This is a genomic window from Stenotrophomonas sp. Steno-Z4 (assembly GCF_056393145.1).
In genome coordinates, this window is sequence record NZ_JBWJPC010000005.1 from 249,919 (window position 1) to 269,256 (window position 19,338).

The following is a 19,338-nucleotide window of genomic DNA, read 5'->3' on the forward strand; positions in this document are numbered from 1 at the left end:
CCAGGGGACGTTGGGCCACGCGGCCTGGCGTTGGCGTCGCTTTGCCCAAAACCAGCCAACCAGGAGTCGCATCGATGAATCGGATTTATCGCAAGGTCTGGAACAAAGCACTGGGGCAGATGGTCGTTGCCTCCGAACTCGCCAGCAGCCAGACCCCGGGCGTGGTCATCGATCAGCGACGATCTTCCGCCACGCGCGGTGGCGCCGTGCTCTCCACCGCCATTGCGTTGACGCTTGGATTGGGCATGACCGGGGCGATGTCCGACGCGCATGCGCAGTCAGTGGAAGTGGGCGGCAATGCCAACTGCGTGGTGCTCAACAGCAACGTGATCGACAGCTGCGTGGTGGATGGCAATGCGACCGCATCGGGCGCGAACGCCGTGGCCATCGGCAGCAACAGCACCGCCTCGGCGGCCAACAGCGTGGCGCTCGGTGCCGGCTCGCGCGCCGCACGCGCCAACACGGTGTCGGTCGGTGATGCCGGCAAGGAGCGCCAGGTCACCAACGTGGCGGCCGGTACTGCGGCGACCGATGCGGTGAACAAGGCGCAGCTCGACACCGTCGCTGCAACGGCCGCCAGCGCAACGCGCTACTTCAAGGCGGACGGCGAAGGCAACGACAGCGATGCAGCCCGCATCGAGGGCGAAGGTGCACTCGCTGCCGGCGCCAGTGCCAATGCCGACGGCGACGGCGCCACCGCGCTGGGCCGCAACAGCCAGGCGCTGGCCAACGCCACCACGGCGGTAGGCAGCGATGCCGTTGCCGCCGGCCTGGGCGGCAGCGCATTCGGCCAGAACAGCCTGGCCATCGGCGATGCCACCGTTGCGGTGGGCCAGAGCGCGATGGCGTTCGGACTGGGTGACGTGGCGCTGGGCGCGTCCGCGTTTGCCGCCAGCGAAAACGGCGCAGCCACCGCGATTGGCGGGCTGGCCGAAGCCAGCGCCGATGGCGCCACCGCCATTGGTGGCGGCGCACTGGCGATCGGCGCGGGCAGCACCTCGCTCGGCCGCGGCGCCGGCAGCGGCGGCGAAGCCTCGATTGCGGTGGGTGCGTTCAGCACGGCGGTGGCCGACTTCAGTGCGGCGCTGGGTTCCAACTCCGCAGCGGTTGCGGTCGGCAGCGTCGCGCTGGGTGCAGGCTCCTACGCCGATCGCGTGGACACCGTGTCGGTCGGCAACAACAACGGCCTGCAACGGCAGATCACCAACGTCGCCGCCGGCACCGAAGCCGGTGATGCGGTGAACAAGGCCCAGCTCGACGAGGTGGGTGAGGTGGCAGGCACCACCGCGAAGTACGTGCAGGCTACCGGCAGCGCCGACAGCGACGCGGGCGCCTTTGCCGACGGCGACAACGCCACGGCCGTGGGCGAAGCCACCAATGCGCTCGGCGCCGGCACCACCGCGCTCGGCAGCGGCGCCACCGCGGTCGCGCAGAACGCAACCGCCGTGGGTTACAACGCGCTGGCCAGCGGCCAGAACAGCGCCGCCTTCGGCACCAACGCGCAGGCCAACGGCCCGGGCAGCGTGGCCGTGGGCGGCACTGCCGTAGATGAAGACGGCAACCCGCTGATCACCAACGGCGGCGTGCCGGTCGATACCGGCGCCACCAGCGCCGGCGTCGGTGGCACCGCCGTCGGTGCCAGCGCGGAAGCGGCGGGCTTTGCCGCCTCGTCGTATGGCGTCGGCGCCTATGCGGCCGGCGCACAGTCGTCGGCGTTCGGCGCGGTGGCCAATGCCACCGGCGACTACGCCACGGCGGTGGGCACGCAGAGCGCGGCCAGCGGCACCAGCAGCACCGCCATCGGCGGTCCGGTCGACCTGATTCCCGGCCTGGGCTTCTTCGTCGATACCCAGGCCAGTGGCGAGGCCGCCACCGCGGTCGGCGCCGGTGCGATTGCCAGCGGCGATTACGCCGTGGCCAACGGCACGCTCAGCGAAGCCTCCGGCACCGAAGCCACCGCCGTGGGCTACTTCGCGTACGCACCGGGCGAAGGCGCGTCCGCACTCGGTGCGGAAAGCTGGGCCAGTGGTGAACTGAGCACCGCCGTCGGCTTCTACAGCACCGCGCGCGGCGCCAACAGCGTCGCCCTGGGCGCCAATTCCACCGCCGTGCGCGACAACACGGTGTCGGTCGGCGATGTCGGCAATGAACGCCAGATCACCCATGTCGCCGCCGGCAGCGAAGCCACCGATGCGGTCAACAAGGCGCAGTTGGATGCTGTCGCCGACACCGCCGACAGCACCGCGTACCGCTTCAAGGCCAACGCCTCGCAGGACAGCGACGTGGGCGCGTTCGCCGATGGCGACGGCGCGCTCGCTGCAGGCGAGGCCAGCAATGCCATCGGCGCAGGCGCCACCTCGGTGGGCAACGGTGCGTCTGCAGTGGGCGATGACACGGTGGCCGTGGGCCGCAATGTCGCCGCCACCGGCAACGGCAGCGTCGCCATTGGTGGCGTCGGCCAGGCCTACGACCAGTACAACTCGCCGATCGTGGATGCCGATGGCAACGCGGTGACCGTGGGCACCACCGCCGCGCAGGATGCCGTTGCCGTCGGTGCAGGTGCACAGGCCACCGGCGCGCAGAGCAACGCGTACGGCAGTGGCGCACAGGCCACCGGCGACAACAGCCTGGCGCAGGGCTACAAGTCGCGCGCCACGGGTGAGTACAGCGTGGCGCAGGGCGACAACGCCTTCGCCAGCGGCAGCGAGAGCACCGCCACCGGTGCCTATGCGTGGGCCACCAGCGATGGTGCCACCGCGTTCGGTTCCAGTGCGTGGGCGACCGAGGCCAATGCCACCGCCGTCGGTTATGCGGCCTGGGCCGATGGCAGCGGTGCTACCTCGATCGGTTACAACAGCTGGGCGCGCGGCAACAGCTCCACCGCGCTCGGTCGCGGTGCGTTCGGCTACGGCGACAACAGCGTCGCGGTGGGTTACCAGGCGCTGGGCAACAGCATCAACACCATCGCCATCGGCACGAATGTCGTGGCCGGCGGCGAAAGCGCGATCGGCATCGGCGCGGGCAGCAATGCCAGTGCCTCCAACGCGGTGGCGCTGGGCGCTGGCGCACGCGCCGACCGCGCGTACACCGTATCGGTCGGCAATGACGACCAGCAGCGCCAGATCACCCAGGTCGCGGCCGGCACGGAAGGTACCGATGCCGTCAACGTCGATCAGCTCACGGCCGCCACCGACAAGTTCCAGGCAAGCGGCGATGGCGTGGCAGTAGTGGGTGGCGAAGAAAGCGTGGCCGCCGGTTCCAACGCTGCGACCGATGGCGACTACGCCACGGCAGTGGGCTCCAGCAGCTTCGCCAGTGGCACGGGCGCCTCGGCAGTCGGCAGTGGTGCGTTCGCACTCGCTGACGGCGCCACCGCGGTTGGCCTGAATGCACTTGCCAGCGCAGGCAATGCCACCGCCACCGGTGCCGATGCACAGGCCACTGCCGAATACGCCACCGCCAACGGTGCCGAAAGCCTCGCCTCGGGCGAGCAGAGCACTGCCAATGGCGCGGCCAGCATCGCCTCGGGCGCCGGCAGCCTCGCCAGCGGCGCGCTGTCCGAAGCGGCCGGTGAGGAATCGGTGGCGCTGGGTTACTACAGCACCGCCAGCGGTTCGGGCGCCACTGCGGTCGGCGCGGAAAGCGTGGTCAGCGGCACCTTGTCGGCCGGCTACGGTTTCGCCTCGGAAGCGACTGCCGGCTACACCACCGCCATCGGTGGCTACGCCGCCGCCACCGCGTTCAACGCCACCGCGCTGGGCAGCTTCGCCCAGGCCACCGGTTCCAACAGCGTCGCGCTCGGTGGCGACGCCGAAGCCACCGGTGCCTACAGCACCGCCACCGGCCAGGGCAGCCTGGCCAGCGGCACCAACAGCGTGGCCATCGGCGGTGCGCTGTTCGGCCTGCTGCCCACCGAAGCCTCCGGCAACTATTCCACCGCCGTCGGCGGTGGTGCGTGGTCGCCCGGGTTGAACAGCACCGCGCTGGGCAACGCGGCGACGTCCGAAGGCGAAAACAGCGTGGCGCTCGGTGCGGATTCGATCGCCGACCGCGACGACAGCGTGTCGGTCGGCAGCGCCGGCAGCGAGCGCCAGGTCACCAACGTGGCCGCCGGTACCGAAGGCACCGATGCGGTCAACCTGGACCAGCTCAACGCCGTGGCCGATACCGCCACCACGACCAGCAAGTACTTCCAGGCCAGCGGCAGCGATGCCAGCGATGCCGGTGCCTTCGTCGACGGCGATGACGCGCTGGCGGCCGGTGAGGCCAGCAATGCCATCGGCAACGGCGCCACCGCGCTGGGTGCGGGCAGCACGGTGGTTGCCAACGAGGCGACGGCAGTGGGTTTCAATGCCACGGCGACCGCCGATTATGCAGTCGCCATCGGCAGCAACGCGGCCAGCAGCGGGCAGGGCGCGGTCGCCCTCGGTGACCTGAGCACCGCCAGTGGCGGCGCCGCCATCGCCATCGGCGGCGGCGCGTTGTCGCAGGGCTTCGGCTCGGTGGCGGTCGGTGCGGGCGCGGAGTCCAGTGGCCTGGCATCCACCGCAGTAGGGTACGGGGCGTGGGCGCTGGGTCGCGAAACCACGGCGATCGGCAACTTCGCCACCGCCGACGGTTGGGCCGCGAGTGCGTTCGGCGCGGGCGCCACGGCTGCCTTCTTCGGCACCGCGATCGGTACATACAGCTACGCGGACGAAGTAGCCACCGCAGTGGGCCAGGGCACGCGTGCCAACGTGGCCGGTGCGGCGTTCGGCGTGCAGGCCAATGCCGGCGAGTACGGCGTGGCGCTGGGCAACAACGCGGCCACCGCACAGAACGGCGTGGCGGTCGGCTTCAACGCCTTGGCCGGCGCCGATGCCAACAGCAGCACCCAGGGCATCCAGACCACGGCCGTCGGCAGCGAGGCGTGGGCCACCGAAGATGGTGCCACCGTGGTTGGCTACAACAGCTACGCGCAGGCGCTGAACTCGACCGTGGTGGGCAGCAACACCTGGACCACCAAGGACGCCGACAACAGTGTCGCGCTCGGCGCCGGCACGCTGGCGGATCGTGCCAACACGGTATCGGTCGGTGCGGCCGAAGCCTGGACCGATGCGGCCGGCGTGGTGCATGACGCGATTGACCGCCAGATCACCAACGTGGGTGCCGGTACCGAAGACACCGATGCGGTGAACGTGGCTCAGCTGAAGGAAGTGGCTGCGGTGGCTGAAACCACCAGCAAGTACTTCCAGGCCAGCGGCAGCGACGACAGCGATGCCGGTGCCTATGTGGAAGGCGACAACGCCCTGGCGGCGGGTGAAGCGTCCAATGCGATCGGCGATGGCGCCAGTGCACTCGGCAGTGGTGCCAACGCACTGGCCAACAATGCCACCGCCATCGGCTTCAACGCGCTCGCCACCGGCGAAGGTGCGGCCGCGCTGGGCAGCGAGGCCCAGGCGACCGGCGAAAACAGCGTGGCCATCGGCAACGGTGCCGCCGCCAGCGAGATCGGTGCCAGCGCGGTGGGTGCCGGTGCGCAGGCCTCCGGTGCGTACAGCACGGCCGGCGGCAGCGAAGCCATCGCGTCGGGCCAGCAGGCCACGGCGAACGGCTTCCGCTCCACGGCGTCGGAAGCCGGTGCATCGGCGTTCGGGGGGTACAGCGAAGCCACCGGCGAGCTGTCCTCGGCACTGGGTTATGGCGCAGTCGCCTCCAATGCCTATGCAACCGCAGTCGGTGCAGCCGCCACGGCGTCCGGTGCCAGCGCGGTGGCGGTCGGCGAGTTCAGCGAGGCCACCGGCGATGAAAGTGTCGCCGTCGGCGGCAGCACCTTCTTCGGTTTCATCCCGGCTCGTGCATCGGGGACCGGCGCCTCGGCGTTCGGTGCGGGTGCGTGGGCCACCGATGACTACGCCACCGCGGTCGGCTGGAATTCGTGGGCCGATGCCGCCAGCGCCACCGCGCTGGGCGAAAGCGCCACCGCCACCGGCGTCAACAGCGTCGCGCTGGGTGCGGGGTCCACCGCGGACCGCGACAACAGCGTTTCGGTCGGCACCGCCACTGCGCAGCGGCAGATCACCAACGTGGCCGCCGGTACCGAGGGCACCGACGCGGTCAACCTCGACCAGCTCAACGCGGTGGCCGATACCGCCGAGGAAACCAACCGCTACTTCAAGGCTTCGGGCAGCGGCAATGGCGATGACGTGGGCAGCTATGTCGATGGCACCTATGCCACGGCGGCAGGCGAAGCGTCCAACGCGTTCGGCACCGGTGCGTCGGCCTACGGCAGCGGTTCGCTGGCGTCGGGTCGCTATGCGTCGGCATCGGGCTACAACGCCTCGGCCACCGCCGATTCGGCCACCGCCATCGGTGGTTCGCTGTACTACGAAGATGCCAACGGCAACGTGCTGCTCGACAAGGCGACCAGTGCCAGCGGCACCGGCGCTACCGCACTGGGTGCCGGCGCACAGGCCACCGGGGTGTTCAGCACCGCCAGCGGTGCCGGCGCCACCTCGGCCGGGCTGCAGTCGTCCGCCGTCGGCTACAGCGCCGAAGCGGGCAGCGACTACAGCACGGCGGTGGGTGCGTTCAGTGCCGCCAGCGGGCTGCGCACCACCGCGCTCGGCTACGGTGCCGAAGCCAGCGGCGACTACGCCTCCGCGTTCGGTTGGGGCAGCACCGCCTCCGGCGCGTATGGCATCGCCATCGGCAACAGCGCGCAGGCCAGCGGCGCCAACAGCTTCGCCGGCGGCGCCAGCGCCTGGGCCACAGCGGCACAGACCACTGCCGTCGGCCAGTTGGCATGGGCGACCTCGGCCGGCTCCACCGCGATCGGCCAGGACAGCTACGCCTACAGCGGCATCAATGCCACCGCGCTGGGCAAGAGCGCCTGGGCCAGCGGCACCGGCAGCGTGGCACTGGGCGCAGGCTCGCGTGCCACCGAAGCCAACGTGGTCTCGGTCGGTGGCGGCAACGGCACCACCGGTCCGGCCACGCGCCGCATCACCAATGTCGGTGCGGCAGTGAATGCCACCGATGCGGTCAACAAGGCGCAGCTGGACAGCGTCGCGGCGACCGCCGATGCCGTGGGCCAGCACTTCGACGCCAGCGGCAGCGGCGTGGCCAACGCCAGCGGCACCGATGCGCTGGCCGCCGGTTCGGGCGCCACCGCCAGCGGCACCCGCAGCAGCGCGGTGGGTACCGCGGCCACCGCCTCGGCCACCGGCGCCACGGCGCTCGGTGCGGATGCCTCGGCACGCGGTGACAACAGCACCGTGGTCGGCCGCCTGGCCTCGACCAACGCCACCAACGGCGTGGCCGTGGGCAACGGTGCCTTCGTCAGCAACGGCGCCAACGGCATCGCCATCGGCTCCGCTGCCGGTGCGTCCGGTGCCAACTCGGTGGCGCTGGGTGCAGGGTCGCGTGCGGTGGAGGCCAATGTGGTCTCGGTCGGTGGCGGCAACGGTACCGATTCGCCGGCCACCCGCCGCATCGTCAACGTCGCGGCCGGTCGTATCGCCGCAGGCAGCACCGATGCGGTCACCGGCGGCCAGCTCAACACCACCAACCAGCGCGTGGGCGCCGTGGAAACCCGCGTCGGCGACATCGACGACCGCATCGGCTCGGTGGAGAACGTGACCGCCAACGCGCTGACCTACGACGACAGCAGCCGCGACAGGCTCACCCTGTCGGGCGTGGAGGGCACCACCCTGGACAACGTCGCCACCGGGTCGATCGCAAGCGGCAGCCGCCAGGCCGTCAATGGCGGGCAGCTGTTCCAGGCCCTGACCGACACCGCCAGCTTCCTCGGCGGCGGCGCCAGCGTCGGCATGCAGGGCGTGTTCGTCGCGCCCAACTACGTGATCCAGGGCAGCACCTACAACAACGTGGGTGACGCGCTCGGGGCGCTGGATGCCAAGGTCAGCGAAATCGACCAGCGCGTGGCCGGTGGCAGCAGCAACGCGGCACGTGCGCGCTCCGCGTCGGTGTCCACCGCCAGCGTGGCGGCCACGCCCGAGGCTGCCGATACGGCGGCGACCACGGCCGAAACCACCGCCGCCAGCGCCGACACCGCCCGCGTGGCCAGTGCCGACGCCCCGGTCGTGCAGGGCACGCCGACCGCTGCCAGTGTCGGTGCACCGCAGCCGGTCGCGGCCGTCGTCGCACCGGTCACCTCGGTGGCGATGGGCGACGGTGCCGTGGCCAGCGGGGCCTCGGCCACCGCGATCGGGCAGGGGGCCAGCGCCACGGCCGCCAACTCGGTCGCACTTGGCCAGGGCTCGGTCGCCGACCGCGCCGACACGGTCTCGGTGGGTGCCGTCGGTGCCGAACGCCAGGTCACCAACGTGGCCGCCGGCAGCGCGGCCACCGATGCGGTCAACAAGGGCCAGCTGGACGGTGGCATCGCCACCGCCAACAGCTACACCGACCAGCGCTACAGCGCGATGGCCGACAGCTTCGACATCTACAAGGGCGAAATCGATGAGCGCCTGCGCCACCAGGACCGCCGCATCGACCGCCAGGGCGCGATGAACGCCGCGATGCTGAACATGGCCACCAGTGCCGCCGGCATCCGCACGCAGAACCGCGTCGGTGTCGGTGTCGGCTTCCAGAGCGGCGAGTCGGCGTTGTCGCTGGGCTACCAGCGTGCCCTCAGCGACCGCGCCACGGTCACTGTCGGCGGCGCGTTCAGCAGTGATGACAGCTCGGTGGGCGTGGGTGCCGGCTTCGGCTGGTAACGCGCCCGATGCAATGCAAGGCCTGAGGGGGCGGGTCACGGAGACCCTGGCCAGGGCCGGCCGGGGTTTCCGCATGGAGTGTTGGCCTGAACAGTCGTTTGATCCATGACCTTGAAGAGGATTACACCGTGACCAAGAAGCAGAACCTCCGCATCAACGTGCTGGCAGCCGCCGTGCTGTCGCTGTCCGTGGGCGCCAGCGCCTATGCCGCCGGTTTGCCGGTCAAGGAACCGGCGAAGCAGGCCAGCACCGCCCAACAGGGTTCCGAACGCATCATCGTCAAGTACCGCACCGGCACCGCTGCGGCCTCCGACCGCTCGGCCAAGCTGGCCACGGTGACCTCGGCGGTTTCGCGCGCCAGCCTCGGCGCCACCACCGCGCGTGCCGCGGCAGCCAGCCCGCAGGTCGTGCGCCGGCTCGGCACCGGTGCCGATGTGATCCGCCTGCAGGGCAAGCTCAGCCAGGCCGATCTGCAGAAGGTGCTGAAGGAAATCCAGGCTGATCCGTCGGTCCAGTACGCCGCGGCTGACGTCAAGCTGCAGCGCGCCGACCTGCGCGCCAAGGAAACCGCGCAGCTGGTGCCGAACGATCAGTACTACGCGCAGTACCAGTGGCACCTGCACAGCGCCACCGGCGGCGTGAACGCGCCGGCCGCGTGGGACGTGGCCCAGGGCGAGGGCGTGGTGGTGGCGGTGCTGGACACCGGCATCCTGCCGCAGCACCCGGACTTCGCCGCCGGCACCCTGCTGGAAGGCTACGACTTCATCAGCGACGCCGAGACCTCGCGCCGCCCGACCGATGAACGCGTGCCCGGCGCGCTGGATTACGGCGACTGGGTAGAGAACGACAACGAGTGCTACGCCGGTTCGCTGGCCGAAGACAGCTCCTGGCACGGCACGCACGTGTCGGGCACTGTTGCCGAAGCCACCAACAACACCGTCGGCATGGCCGGCCTCGCTTACAAGGCCAAGGTGCTGCCGGTGCGCGTGCTCGGCAAGTGCGGCGGCTACCTGTCCGACATCGCCGATGCGATCACCTGGGCGTCCGGTGGCACCGTAGCCGGCGTGCCGGCCAACCCGAACCCGGCCGAAGTGATCAACATGAGCCTGGGCGGCGGCGGCGCGTGCGACCCGGCCTACCAGGATGCGATCAACGGCGCGGTCTCGCGCGGCACCACCGTGGTGGTGGCCGCCGGCAACCAGGCCTCCAATGCCTCGGGCTACCGCCCGGCCAGCTGCGCCAACGTGATCGCCGTAGGTGCCACCCGCATCACCGGCGGCATCGCGTCGTATTCCAACTTCGGCGCGGCCGTGGACCTGTCCGGTCCGGGCGGTGGCGGCGGCGTGGATGGCAACCCGGGCGGTTACGTCTGGCAGGCCGGCTACAACGGCCTGACCACGCCGACCTCCGGTGCCTACAGCTACATGGGCATGGGCGGCACCTCGATGGCCTCGCCGCACGTGGCCGCCGTGGCCGCGCTGGTACAGGGCGCGCTGGCCTCGGCCGGCAAGGACCCGCTGACCCCGGCGCAGCTGGAAACGCTGCTCAAGCAGAGCGCACGCAACTTCCCGGTGACCATCCCGGCGGCCACCCCGATCGGCAGCGGCATCGTCGATGCCAAGGGTGCACTGGACAAGGCCCTGGAAGAACCGTGCACGGTCGATTGCGCGCCGGATGCGACGCCGCTCACCAACCGCGTGGCGGTCAGCGGGCTGACCGGTGCCGGTGGCAGTGAAACGCTGTACAGCTTCGAAGCAACCGCGGGCAAGACGCTCAGCGTCCTCACCTACGGCGGCAGCGGCAACGTGTCGTTGTACGTCAGCGCCGGCGCCGAGCCGACCGCGACCGACTTCGATGCCAAGTCCGCGCGTCCTGGCAACAGTGAAACCGTGCGCTTCACCGCGCCGGTGGCAGGCACCTACTACATCAAGCTGGTGGGTGAATCGGCTTACAGCAACGTGAGCATCCAGGCCGTCCAGTAACGGCCGGGAAGACCCTGCGGGAGCCCGTCATGTGACGGGCTCCCGTTTTTCATTGGCCACCACCGCATGTGGCATCACGGCGAACTGCTAAAGTCTGCGGGTCGCCAGGAGAGCTTTCGTGAATGCGGTAACCCACGATCTTGCTGAAGAGTCAGCCATGGATGCGGAAACCCGCATCGTGGCGCTGTTGCTGCGCAACGGGCGGCTGAAGGAGGCCGACCTGGCCCGCGCGCGGCCGCTGCAGCGCGAAGCCGGTGGCAGCCTGCTGCCGCTGCTGGTGCGGCTGGGCCTGGTGTCCGAGCGCGACCACGCGCAGGCCTGCGCCGAGGTGCTGGGGCTGCCGCTGCTGGAGGGCAAGAACGTGCCCGAAGCGCCCCCCGAATCCCTCATCGATGCGCTGCCGCTGTCGCTGCGCTTCCTCAAACAATTCCACGCCTGCCCGCTGGCGCTGCACGACGGCGTGCTCGACCTGTGGCTGAGCGACCCGCAGGAGCCGTACACCGCCGATGCGGTACAGCTGGCGATGGCGGTGCCGGTACGCCTGCACGTGGGCCTGCGCTCGGAGATCGATGACGTCATCGAACGCTGGTTCGGCCAGGGCCGCAGCGCGATGGGCGCCATCATCGAAACCGCCGACGGCGAAGGCAGCGTGGTCGACGACATCGAGCACCTGCGCGACCTGGCTTCCGAAGCGCCGGTGATCCGCCTGGTCAACCTGGTGATCCAGCGTGCGGTGGAACTGCGCGCGTCGGACATCCACATCGAACCGTTCGAGAACCGGCTGAAGGTGCGCTATCGCGTCGATGGCGTGCTGATCGAAGGCGAAAGCCCGCCGGCCAACCTCACCGCTGCGGTGATCAGCCGCATCAAGATCATGGCGCGGCTGAACATCGCCGAGCGCCGCCTGCCGCAGGATGGCCGCATCATGCTGCGCGTGCAGGGCAAGGAACTGGATCTGCGCGTGAGCACCGTGCCCACCGCGCACGGCGAAAGCGTGGTGATGCGCCTGCTCGATCGCGACACCGTGGTGTTCGATTTCCACCGGCTCGGCTTCACCGATGCGTTCCTGCCGCAGTTCCGCAAAGTGCTCGAGCAGCCACACGGCATCCTGCTGGTCACCGGCCCCACCGGCTCGGGCAAGACCACCACGCTGTACACCGCGCTGAGCCAGCTCAACACCGCGGATGTAAAAATCATCACCGTCGAGGATCCGGTCGAGTACCAGATCGAAGGCATCAACCAGATCCAGGCCAAGCCGCAGATCGGTCTGGACTTCGCCAACGCGCTGCGCAGCATCGTGCGCCAGGACCCGGACATCATCATGATCGGCGAAATGCGCGACCTGGAAACCGCGCGCATCGCGATCCAGTCCGCGCTGACCGGCCACCTGGTGCTGTCCACGCTGCATACCAACAACGCCGCCGGCGGCATCACCCGCCTGCTCGACATGGGCGTGGAAGACTACCTGCTCACCTCCACCATCAACGGCATCCTCGCCCAGCGCCTGGTGCGCCGGCTGGAACCGCAGCACGCGCTGCGCTACCTGGCCTCACCGGAGGAGATCGACAAGTTCGGGCTGCGCCGCCTGCAACCGGAAGGAGACATCTACCTGTACCGCGCGCAGCCCTCGGCGATCGCGCCGACCGGTTACCTCGGGCGTACCACCATCATGGAATTCCTGGTGATGAACGACGAGCTGCGGCGCGCGGTGATGCGCCGCGCCGGCATGGGCGAAGTGGAACAGATCGCCCGCGCCTCCGGCATGCGCACCATGTATGAGGATGGCCTGGCCAAGGCGCTGATGGGCCACACCACGCTCGAAGAAGTGCTGCGCGTGACCGAGGAAAGCTGAGCATGGCGCAGTACCGCTACAAGGCCCTCAACGCGCACGGCGAACTGTTCGACGGCCAGATGGAGGCTGCCTGCGAAGCCGACGTGGCCGCCAGGCTGCAGGACCAGGGCCATCTGCCGATGGAAGCGCGGCTGGCCAGCGAGGGCGGTGCGGGCGGCACCTCGTGGGCGGCGCTGCTGCGGCGCAAGCCATTCGACGGCGGCGCGCTGGTGCAGTTCACCCAGCAGCTGGCCACCCTGCTGGGTGCCGGCCAGCCACTGGACCGTGCGCTGACCATCCTGCTGGAACTGCCCGAAGACGAACGCAGCCGGCGGGTGATCACCGACATCCGCGACGTGGTGCGCGGCGGTGCCGCGCTGTCCACCGCGCTGGAACGCCAGCACGGGTTGTTTTCGCGGCTGTACATCAACATGGTGCGCGCCGGTGAAGCCGGTGGCAGCCTGCACGACACCCTGCAGCGGCTGTCCGATTACCTCGAGCGCAGCCAGGAGCTGAAGGGCAGGGTGATCAATGCGCTGATCTACCCGGCGATCCTGCTGGCGGTGGTCGGCGGGGCGCTGCTGTTCCTGTTGGGCTACGTGGTACCGCAGTTCGCGCAGATGTACGAAAGCCTGGATGTGGCGCTGCCGTGGTTCACCCAGTGGGTGCTCACTGCTGGCCTGGTGGTGCGCGAGGGCTGGCTGGCGATGATCGTGGTGCCGGCGCTGGCGCTGCTGGTGATCGAACGCAAGCTGCGGCAGCCGGCGGCGCGCCTGGCGCTGGATGGCTGGCTGCTGCAGCGCAAGGGAATCGGCGGGCTGGTGGCCAAGCTGGAAACCGCACGGCTGGCGCGCACGCTGGGCACGCTGCTGCGCAACGGCGTGCCGCTGCTGGCTGGCCTGGGCATCGCACGCAACGTACTGGGCAACCGCGCGCTGGCCGCCGACGTGGACGCGGCCAGCGACGAGGTCAAGAACGGCAACGGCCTGTCCGCCTCGCTGGCCAAGGGCAAGCGCTTTCCCCGGCTTGCGCTGCAGATGATCCAGGTCGGCGAAGAATCCGGCGCGCTGGATGTCATGCTGCTCAAGACCGCCGATACCTTCGAACAGGAAACCGCGCGCGCCATCGATCGGCTGCTGTCGGCGCTGGTGCCGGTGATCACCCTGGTGCTGGCCTCGGTGGTCGGCCTGGTGATCGTGGCCGTGCTGGTGCCGCTGTACGACCTCACCAATGCCATCGGCTGACCGCCGTGGCGCATTTCGTTCCGACATGCTGCAAGGAGCTTCCATGATCCATCGTCGCAAGCTGGTCCGCTTTTCCTCTCCGCGCAACCAGTCGGGCATGAGCCTGCTGGAAATCATCATCGTCATCGTGCTGATCGGCGCGGTGCTCACCCTGGTCGGCAGCCGCGTGCTCGGTGGTGCCGATCGTGGCAAGGCCAACATCGCCAAATCGCAGGTGCAGACCATGGCCGGCAAGATCGAGAACTACCAGCTCGATACCGGCAAGCTGCCGGCCAAGCTGGACGACCTGGTCACCCAGCCGGGCGGCAGCAACGGCTGGCTGGGCCCATATGCCAAGGCCAGCGAGCTGAACGATCCGTGGGGCAACGCACTGGAATACCGCGCACCGGGCGAAGGCCAGCCGTTCGACCTGATCAGCCTGGGCAAGGATGGCAAGGTCGGTGGCACCAGCTACGACGCGGACATCAAGTACGAGTAAGCGCGCTTGCGCATGCCTGCCCCGCCACGCTGGACACGACGCCCGCGCGCGCTGTCGCGACGGCGTGCCGTGCGCGGCGTTTCACTGCTGGAAATGCTGCTGGTGGTGGCCCTGATCGCGATCATCGGGGTGCTCACCGCCACCGCCATGAACGGCGGCATCGACGGCGTGCGGCTGCGCAATGCCGGCAAGGAAGTGGCCAGCCAGCTGCGCTACACACGCACCCAGGCCATTGCCACCGGAGAACGCCAGCGCTTCCTGATCGATCCGCAGGCGCGCACCTGGGAAGCCGCCAACGGCCGCCACGGCAGCCTGCCCGCTGCACTCGAGGTCCATTTCCGGGGTGCCGGCCAGGTCGCCGGCGTGGCCAACGGCAAGGGCGGCATCGCCTTCCATCCCGACGGCGGCTCCAGTGGCGGCACCATTGAACTGGGCGTACGCGATGCGCTGTGGCGCATCGACGTGAGCTGGATCACCGGCGAAGTGCGCTCGGGCCCGGTGCGGGGCGCGCCATGAAGCACCAGCGTGGTTATTCGCTGCTGGAAGTGATCGTCGCCTTCGCGCTGCTGGCGCTGGCGTTGACGCTGCTGCTGGGCAGCCTGTCCGGGGCCGCACGCCAGGTGCACAACGCCGACCTGCGCACCCGCGCGATGCTGCACGCGCAGTCGCTGCTGGCCGCGACCGGCATCGAAGAACCCCTGCAGGAAGGGCGTTCGCAGGGCGACTGGGAAGACGGCCGCTACCGCTGGGAGCTGCAGGTGGAGCCGTACGTGGATGCGCGCGCCAGTGCGCTGCCGCAGGCCGCTGCCACTACCGTCAGCGGGCCGACCCTGGCCCAGCTGACCCTGCAGGTGCGCTGGGGCGAAGGCAACGGCGAACGCCTGCAGTGGCGTTCGTTGCGGCTGTTGCCCAACACGCCCGAGGCGTCGCGATGAGCCGGCGCGGCGCACGCGGCTTCACCCTGATCGAAGTGCTGCTGGCCACCGTACTGCTGGTCGGCGGACTGGCGCTGGCCTTCGCCACCGTGCGCTCGGCGATGAACATCGCCCAGCGGGGCGAGCGCGTGGCTGCGCAGAACGAGCGCATGCGCGCGGTGGAAGGCTTCCTGCGCCGCCGCCTCAGCATGGCGCTGCCGACCGCCGCCGAGCCGCCCGATCCCACCCGCGAACCGCTGTATTTCCAGGGCGAGCCACAGCGCATGCTGTTCGTGTCCGAACTGCCGGGTTATCTCGGCCGCGGTGGGCCCTACGTGCATGAGCTGCAGGTCAATCGCAACGGCGATGCACTGCGGCTGGACGTTGCGCTGACCCTGGTGCAGAACGGCGAGCGCATCGACGAAACCCCGCCGCGCGCGCCGGAACTGCTGGCCGACGCGCTGCGCGAGGTCGCGTTCCGCTACCGCGGCATCGATCCGCGCAGCGGCCAGCTGGGCGACTGGCAGACGCGCTGGGAGGACACCCGGCGGCTGCCGCTGCTGGTGGAGATCCGCATCGTGCCGCAGCAGGGCCCGGCATGGCCGCCGATGGTGGCCGCGTTGTCGCAGTCGCGCGGGCCGCGCTCGTGAGGCGCGCGCGCGGTGCGGCGCTGGTGCTGGTGCTGTGGTTGATCGCACTGCTCACCGCCGTGGTCGGCGCATTCGCGCTCAGCGCGCGCATCGAGCACCTGCAGCAGCGGGTGATCGGTGACGATGCAATCGGCCAGGAGCATGCACGCGCCGGCCTGGAATACGCCCTGTTCCGCCTGCGTCCCTCCGCGCTGCAACCGCCGTGGCAGGCCGACGGCCGCCGCTATCGCTGGACCTTCGATGGCCGCCAGATCGACCTGCGGATCATCGACGAGAACGGCAAGATCAACCTCAACCTGGCTGATACCGCCTTGTTGACCGCGTTCCTGCGCGCGCTGGAGGTGGAACCCGGGCGCGCCCAGCAGCTGGCGGGTGCGATCGCCGATTGGCGCGATCCCGACAGCCTCAAACAGCCCGGCGGCGGTGCCGAGACCGCCGACTACCAGGCGGCCGGCCTCCCGTATGGCGCGCGCAACGGGCGCTTCGAGACGCTCGGCGAGCTGCAGCGGGTGCTGGGCATGGACGCCGACCTGTATGAACGGATGGAACCGATGCTGACCCTGTACAGTCGGCAGTCGCGTCCGGATCCCCGGTTCGCGGCCGGGCCGGTGTTGAACGCGCTCGGGCTGGATGCCGAACGCCTGCTGGCCGAACGCGAGCGGGCCGAAGCGGCCGGCGACGAAAACGTGACGGGCGCGCTTGCCAGTGGCAGCGGCACCTATAGTATCGAGAGCCGCGCGCTGGATGAGCGCGGACGGGTTTCGGTGTTGCGTGCGGTAGTGCGCATGGGCGCGGCAGGCACGCCGGGAACGACTTACACAGTACTTCGCTGGGAACAGGGAATGGCAGCACGATGACGGCATGGCGGGACAGTCTGGTGCAGGCACGGGGACGGTTCGCGCCCGGCGTGGCCAATGGCCTGCGCTGGTGGCGGCGTTCGCTGCTGGCCTGGCTGCCGCTGCGCTGGCAATGGGCCATGGGCTGGTCGCGTTCGCGCCTGCTGCTGTCGCGGCATGCCGAACAGCTGGTGTTGCGCCGCGATACCGCGACCCAGCTGCAGGCCGTGGCCGAACTGCCGTGGCCCACCACGCCGGCCGACCTGGAGCGGGTGCTGGATGCGCGCCTGCGCGCGCTGCCACGGCACTGGGTGCTGCCGGCCGCCGCGGTGCTGCGCCGCCCGCTGCGCCTGCCGGCCGCCGCTGCACCGCGCCTGCGCGACGTGGTCGGCTTCGAGATCGACCGGCAGACCCCGTTCGAGGCCAATCAGGTCCACTACGACGTCCGCGAACTGGACACATTGCCCGACGGCCAGCTGCAGGTGGAACTGGTGGTCATTCCGCGCCAGGCGCTGGAGCAGTGGTCGCAGCAGGCCGGCAGCTGGGCGCAGCAGCTGGCCGGCGTGGATGCCGACGATGGCGCGGGGCAGCCGCTGGGCGTGAACCTGCTGCCGCCGACCCAGCGCCGGGTCACCCACGACCCGATGCGGCGCTGGAACCTGCTGCTCGCCGTGGCCACCGTGGTGCTGCTGGCCCTGGCTGGTACCCAGCTGCTGGACAACCGCCAGGCCGCCGCCGATCGCCTGCGCGAGCAGGTCGATGCCGCCGCACACGACGCGCGCCGCGTCGCCGCGCAGCGCCAGCAGCTTCAGGAGCTGGTGGATGGCGCCGCGTTCCTGGAAGGCAAGCGCGCCGAACATGCCAGCACCGTGGAGCTGTGGAACGAACTCACCCGGCTGCTGCCCGATGGCACCTACCTGGAAAAACTTTCTGTTGAAGGCAACACGCTGCAGCTGATCGGACTGAGCCGCGAGGCTTCGCAGCTGGTCTCCCTGCTGCAGGATTCACCGCTGTGGCGCAAGGTCAACCTGACCGGCGTGCTGCAGGCCGATGGCGGCGCCGCCGGCCGTGACCGCTTCACCCTCACCGCCGAGCTGCAGCCGCTGCCCGGTGCCCCGGCCGCCGCCACGCCCGCCCCGGAGGTTGCCGATGGCAATGCCGCCAACACGCCGTGACCGCTGGCTGGCACTGGCGTTGCTGCTGGCGGTGATCGCGCTGGCGTACCTGCTGCTGGTGCATCCGTGGTTCACCCGGCCGCTGCTGGACATCAACCAGGGCATTGCCGAGCTGCAGGAACGCGAGCAGCGCGTGCAGTCCCAGCTGCAGCAGCGCACCGCCGTGCAAGAGCGCCTGCAGCAGGTGCAGGCGGCGCTGGAAGGGCGTCCCGGCTTCCTGCGCGAACCCACTGCTGAATCGGCCGCCGCCGCCTTGTCGAGCCGGTTGCAGGATGCGGTCGCGTCGGCCAGTCCTGGCAACCGCAGCTGCACCATCAGCAACCGCTCACCGCTGACCGACACCGCGCGCGATGCGCAGTTCCCGCGCGTGGCCCTGCAGGTCCGCCTGCGCTGTGGCGTGCCGGAAATGGCGGCGGTGCTGCACACCCTGGAAACCGGCAGCCCGCGCCTGTTCGTGAACAACCTCAACCTGCTGGCGCAGCGCTTCCAGGCCTCGCCCAACGAGACCGGCACCGGACTGGACGTGTCCTTCGAACTGGTTGGCTACCTCCGCCCCGGTGCAGGCAGCGATGCGGCCGCCGCGCCGGTCGAGCCTGCACCCGAACCCGCGCCGGCGGGGCTGGAGCCGGTCGGGTCGGCGATGGCCGCCCCGACCGACCCCGGCACGGCCGAACCGGTCGAGGAGGGCACCCATGAAGATTGAACTGGCCCCCCTGCGCAGCTGGTGGCTGGGCGGCGTGGCCGCCTGGGCCGCCGCGATCTGGATCGCCACGCTGTTCGGCGTGGGTGGACGCATCGCCCCGGCCGGTGCCGGCGACCGTGCCCCACCGCCGCTGCCGACCCTGGCCGCGGCCGCGCCGGAACGGATCGCCTCGGCCGAGGCGTATGCCAGCATCGGCGCGCGGCCGCTGTTCGCCGAAGACCGCAAGCCGCGTCCGTACCTGCCGGGCGGCAGCGAGCCAGGCAGCAGCGCCAGCGCGGTCACCCTGACCGGCGTGCTGCTCACCTCCGAATTCGGCATGGCCATCCTCACCACCGACCAGAAGCAGTCGCTGCGCCTGCGCCTCAACGGCGATGCGGTCAACGGCTGGCAGCTGCTCGCGCTGGAGCCGCGCAGTGCCACCGTCAGCGGACCCGGCGGCACCCAGACCCTGGAACTGGTGACCTTCAGCGGGCAGGGCGGCGAACCGCCGACCGTGCTGGGCACCGCCGCCGGCGCAGGCCAGGCCAATGGCGCGCGCCCGCCGGTTCCCGCGCCCACGCAGAACGCGGGCCGCGGACCCACGACGAACTTCACCGGCGCTCCGCCGCCAGCGGCGCAGGCAGCGGCGGAAGCCGCCGCCAATGCAGCGGCCGCTGCCGCAGCGCAGAAGCCGGCCACGCAAGGCCCGAGCGAAGAACAGATGCAAGCCATCCGCGCCCGCATCCAGGCGCGTCGCCAGCAATTGCAGCAGCAACAGTCGCAGCAGCCGCCCGCGGGCGGCTCCGGCCAAACCAAATAGAGTGAA

The 19,338-nt window shown here is 70.3% G+C and carries 12 protein-coding genes; all 12 read left to right on the top strand.

Features of this window, described 5'->3' with window-relative positions:
• Window positions 1-74 precede the first annotated feature (74 nt).
• The 12 genes from AC06E7_RS13685 to AC06E7_RS13740 all read left to right on the top strand — a co-directional run bounded on the left by AC06E7_RS13685 (window position 75) and on the right by AC06E7_RS13740 (window position 19,332).
• The gene (locus AC06E7_RS13685) at window positions 75-8,720 is read left to right on the top strand and encodes an ESPR-type extended signal peptide-containing protein (RefSeq protein WP_478065080.1); all 8,646 of its coding nucleotides are present in this window, start codon (window positions 75-77) and stop codon (window positions 8,718-8,720) included.
• 128 nt (window positions 8,721-8,848) lie between these two features.
• Window positions 8,849-10,702: a S8 family peptidase gene (locus AC06E7_RS13690; protein ID WP_184124692.1), complete on the top strand. Its 1,854-nt coding sequence runs from the start codon at window positions 8,849-8,851 to the stop codon at window positions 10,700-10,702.
• 118 nt (window positions 10,703-10,820) lie between these two features.
• Entirely contained in the window at window positions 10,821-12,554 is a 1,734-nt protein-coding gene (gspE, locus tag AC06E7_RS13695; RefSeq protein WP_478065081.1) for a type II secretion system ATPase GspE, read from the top strand.
• A 2-nt stretch (window positions 12,555-12,556) separates the two neighbouring features.
• Window positions 12,557-13,777 carry a type II secretion system protein XpsF gene (xpsF, locus tag AC06E7_RS13700; RefSeq protein WP_478065082.1) on the top strand — a complete coding sequence of 407 codons (1,221 nt, stop codon included), beginning with the start codon at window positions 12,557-12,559 and terminating at the stop codon, window positions 13,775-13,777.
• A gap of 43 nt (window positions 13,778-13,820) precedes the next feature.
• Entirely contained in the window at window positions 13,821-14,255 is a 435-nt protein-coding gene (gene gspG / locus AC06E7_RS13705; RefSeq protein ID WP_068849158.1) for a type II secretion system major pseudopilin GspG, read from the top strand.
• A 12-nt stretch (window positions 14,256-14,267) separates the two neighbouring features.
• Window positions 14,268-14,771 carry a type II secretion system protein XpsH gene (xpsH, locus tag AC06E7_RS13710; RefSeq protein ID WP_354277673.1) on the top strand — a complete coding sequence of 168 codons (504 nt, stop codon included), beginning with the start codon at window positions 14,268-14,270 and terminating at the stop codon, window positions 14,769-14,771.
• A complete protein-coding gene (gene xpsI, locus AC06E7_RS13715) occupies window positions 14,768-15,190 on the top strand; it encodes a type II secretion system protein XpsI (protein WP_478065083.1) in 423 nt (140 codons plus the stop codon). Before xpsH ends, xpsI begins: the two co-directional genes overlap by 4 nt.
• On the top strand, window positions 15,187-15,819 hold the full coding sequence (locus AC06E7_RS13720) for a type II secretion system protein J (RefSeq protein ID WP_068849163.1): 633 nt from the start codon (window positions 15,187-15,189) through the stop codon (window positions 15,817-15,819). Before xpsI ends, AC06E7_RS13720 begins: the two co-directional genes overlap by 4 nt.
• Window positions 15,816-16,676, top strand: coding sequence for a type II secretion system minor pseudopilin (locus AC06E7_RS13725; RefSeq protein ID WP_095364269.1), 861 nt, complete (start codon window positions 15,816-15,818; stop codon window positions 16,674-16,676). Before AC06E7_RS13720 ends, AC06E7_RS13725 begins: the two co-directional genes overlap by 4 nt.
• Complete coding sequence (locus tag AC06E7_RS13730; RefSeq protein ID WP_426804499.1) at window positions 16,673-17,830, top strand: PilN domain-containing protein; 1,158 nt, start codon at window positions 16,673-16,675, stop codon at window positions 17,828-17,830. The genes AC06E7_RS13725 and AC06E7_RS13730 overlap by 4 nt, the downstream gene beginning before the upstream one ends.
• Window positions 17,805-18,533 carry a type II secretion system protein GspM gene (gspM, locus tag AC06E7_RS13735; RefSeq protein ID WP_068849168.1) on the top strand — a complete coding sequence of 243 codons (729 nt, stop codon included), beginning with the start codon at window positions 17,805-17,807 and terminating at the stop codon, window positions 18,531-18,533. Before AC06E7_RS13730 ends, gspM begins: the two co-directional genes overlap by 26 nt.
• Window positions 18,523-19,332, top strand: coding sequence for a hypothetical protein (locus AC06E7_RS13740; protein ID WP_478065084.1), 810 nt, complete (start codon window positions 18,523-18,525; stop codon window positions 19,330-19,332). The genes gspM and AC06E7_RS13740 overlap by 11 nt, the downstream gene beginning before the upstream one ends.
• The last annotated feature ends 6 nt before the right edge of the window (window positions 19,333-19,338 follow it).